This is a genomic window from Lactobacillus sp. W8174, assembly GCF_016100975.1.
In the GTDB taxonomy this organism is placed as follows: Bacteria; Bacillota; Bacilli; order Lactobacillales; family Lactobacillaceae; genus Lactobacillus; species Lactobacillus juensis.
Genome location: NZ_JACFRN010000008.1, coordinates 1 through 3423 on the forward strand (window position 1 = coordinate 1; position 3423 = coordinate 3423).

Here is a 3423-nt window from a genome sequence, read left to right on the forward strand (position 1 = left end):
CGCCTGCGGCAAAACAGTTTCTCTGGACCTGAATTTTTACTATCAAGACATTGTACGAGCATGCTTTCCCAACGCTGAGCTTGTGCTTGATCGCTTTCACATGGTACAAATGCTTACGCGTTCCTTCAACTCCCTGCGCGTGCAGGTCATGAAGAAATTCAAAAAGACCAGCAGAGAATACAAACTGCTTAAATCACCGTGGAAACTGTATCTCAAGAAGTACCAGGCACTCGACAAAATTCATCCGCATTACAATTGGCACTACAAAGACAATCTGACGCAAGAGCAGATAGTCAACGAAGGCATCGCCTGCAGCACGGAGCTTACTAATGCCTACAACCTGCTGCAGGCATTTTATGATGCTTTGGCTGCCAAAGATCCGCTGGCAATTAAAGAAGTGATTCATGCTAAAGAAGAAGTTGGCTGGCAAATGCATCAAACCCTGTTAACTTTTAAGCATAACCTGAAAGCAGTAATTAACGGGATAACATTGAATTATTCCAACGGCTGCTTAGAGGGCTTCAATCGCAAGATTAAACAAATTGAGCGCACAGCTTTTGGCTACGCCAACTTCCACAATCTGCTAACCAGGATTAGATTAGCAGAAAACAAGGTAAAAGAAAAAGAACCAAGCAGTTTTTTAGCTGCTTGATTCTATTCATTTAAGCTCTATCAACAGGATTTGACAAAGAGCCATAATAATGATAACTTGTTATTGATACACTCTTTTAATGAGTTTGATATGAACTTGTATCAAATAAGAAAGACTATGATAAGAAAAGAGTCAACAGAATGATTTATGATTTTTCTATGTATTTGAGTGATCTAGATGATCAACGTCTTTTCCAAGTATTAAAAAAAGTAATCAACTTGATTTGATTTGGAAAGAAATTTCTTTAATTAGACAAATTGAAATAAACGAAAAAAAAGAAAATATTCAAGACCTTGTGACAATTGCAAGTAAAGCCATGAAGTTTACTAATTTAAAAAACCAAGAGTCACTGAGCAAAAAATGGGCTAACTATATTTTGTTTCAAGAAACTGATGCTATATTTGTTTATTTATTTTCTCAGACAAAGTGTTTTCTAAAAAATAATTTAATTATTATAAATGAAGAAAAATTAAATGATATTAAGAGAGGAAATACGATAATTTTTAGTCCACATTGGGGAGATTTTTATTCTATACCAATAATATTGGCGAGTTTAAAAATTCAAAATGTTCCATTAGCTAATGGTGATGAAGGGGAGCATATGCGGTCCATTTTAGATGTAATGTTATCGAGCTTAAAAAAGTACATAACAGAAGTTTTAGACACATCTAACCCAGTTAATGCTCTTTTTAAGTTGGATAATTTATTAAAAAATTCAAAAAATATACTTGAATTTCCAGAATATACATTAGGTCCTAAACCCAAGTATCGTACTAAGTATTTAGATAATTTCTTTCCCGTAGCGTACGGATTAGCAGCCTTAGCTAAACGAAATAATTCAAATATACAACCAGTTACTTTTACAAGAATAGATGATTTTCCTCATTATGAATTAAGATTTTATTCCAAGATAAATATAAAAGATATGACAGTAGGACAGATTAATAATAATATTCACAGACTGATAAACAGTATAATAGTTAAGACTCCTGAAAAGTGGTGGTATTGGTATTTGTTTTCCAAAAATAGAATATCAATCAATTAAGTATTATATATTAATTTAATATACAACGGTGATAAAAATGAAAATAAAAAACATAATTAGATGGTTACCTAATTGGCTCGTATTTTCAATAATAATAACAACAATTATTTCATCATTTGATGGAGTAGTTTTGGCACAGGTACTTTCTTCTATAGCAAATTTTAATCATAACTCAACATTTTTAGAAGTAATGTTTTATGCTGTCAAAAGCTTTTCAGCAATGGCTATTGTGTATTTTTCAATGACTTTAAGAAAAATGTTAATAAATTTAGCAATAAAAAAGCTTAATGTAAAGCTCAAAAGTAATTTTATTTATGGGCAAATTAATACTTCAACTTTTAGTAGTGATACTGCGGATAATGTCTCAAAAATATTTAATGATTTTAAATTGGTTGAAACAGATTACTTTAGTCTGATGTTTGAAGTATTTGCGTCTTTGTTAATGGCATTAATCTCTGGAATTTATATTTTAAGTTTAAGCATACCTATTGGAATTTTGTTTATTTTATTTTCTTTATTACCTATGATAACTCCAAAGATTTTTGGTAAAAAATTAACTGCCACTTCTTCAAAGTGGCAGGAAGATAGTAGTAGATTTTTAAGTAAGGTAACTGATTTATTTAATGGAGCCAATACTATCAAAACTTATTTAGCTGAAAAGTATATGTACAATGATACAGATAAGTATTTAAATGAATCCGAAAATTCTTATTTACTTATGAATAACTGGCAAGCTGTTACTTTTTTTGTCGCTTCAATTCTTTCAGTTGTTAGTTATATTTTACCTATTGGTATTGGCTTGCTTTTAGTTATTCAAAGAAAGATATCTTCTGCAGCTTTGATTGGTATTTTTATGGCTAGTGACAGAGTCGTAGGTCCATTAGGAACAGTTTCAGAGTATCTTAGTAAGATAAAAACTACTCAAGAAATTCGAAAATCTTATAGTGAACATATGATTGAATTTAAAGCTCCTAAAAAAATATCGAAAGATATTAAGCCAAAAATTTGTTTTGAAAATGTTTATTTTACGTACTCAAATGGTAAACAGATTATCAATAATTTGAATTTAAATATTACTTTTGGAGAAAAAATTTTGATTACAGGAGCTTCTGGTGTTGGTAAATCGACAATACTTAATTTGATTCAGGGTTCTATTAAACCAAGTAGCGGAAAAATTTATTTGAGGGAAAAGAATAGTAAAATAAACAATATTCTCGAATCTGGTAGGATTGCTTATATAAGACAAAATCCCAACTTATTTAATGATACTTTGCGTTTTAATCTAACTTTAGGCGAGGATTTCTCAACTAAAGATTGTTTATTTGTTCTTGAAAAAGTAGGATTGATTAATGAACTAGGTAACGATGCTTTAAATAGATATTATGGTGAAAGTGGGAAAAACTTATCTGGTGGACAACGGCAGCGAATCGAAATTGCTAGAGCTCTTCTTTTTAATAAAAAAATTATTTTAATTGATGAAGCAACTTCTAGTTTAGATCCAAAAATGTCGGACAAAATAAATAAAATTATTCAAAATTTAGATTGTACAGTGATTGAGGTTGCTCATTATTATGACGATATTGAATTTAAACATGCACATTTTACACACTATGTACTTGAAAATAAAACTTTAAGATTAAAGGCTCTATAATTTATCCTGTTGATGACTTATCCATGTGGTAAGCTGTTAATAGGTTTTTTATTGCATAAAAAAGGAGGACATCTT

General features: G+C 30.3%; 3 protein-coding genes. All 3 read left to right on the top strand.

Features of this window, described 5'->3' with window-relative positions:
• A partial coding sequence (locus H3U49_RS09735) for a transposase (protein WP_198181171.1) occupies positions 1-652 on the top strand: 652 nt, incomplete at its 5' end.
• Between the two features lie 223 nt (positions 653-875).
• Positions 876-1697 (top strand): hypothetical protein, encoded by an 822-nt coding sequence (locus tag H3U49_RS09740; protein WP_109586374.1) that lies wholly within the window; start codon positions 876-878, stop codon positions 1695-1697.
• 37 nt (positions 1698-1734) lie between these two features.
• Positions 1735-3348 carry an ABC transporter ATP-binding protein gene (locus H3U49_RS09745; protein ID WP_109586373.1) on the top strand — a complete coding sequence of 538 codons (1614 nt, stop codon included), beginning with the start codon at positions 1735-1737 and terminating at the stop codon, positions 3346-3348.
• Positions 3349-3423 lie beyond the last annotated feature (75 nt).

Coding starts and splice junctions, on each gene's coding strand:
- H3U49_RS09745 (WP_109586373.1), top strand. CDS start 1,735: ATGAAAATAAAAAACATAATTAGATGGTTACCTAATTGGCTCGTATTT.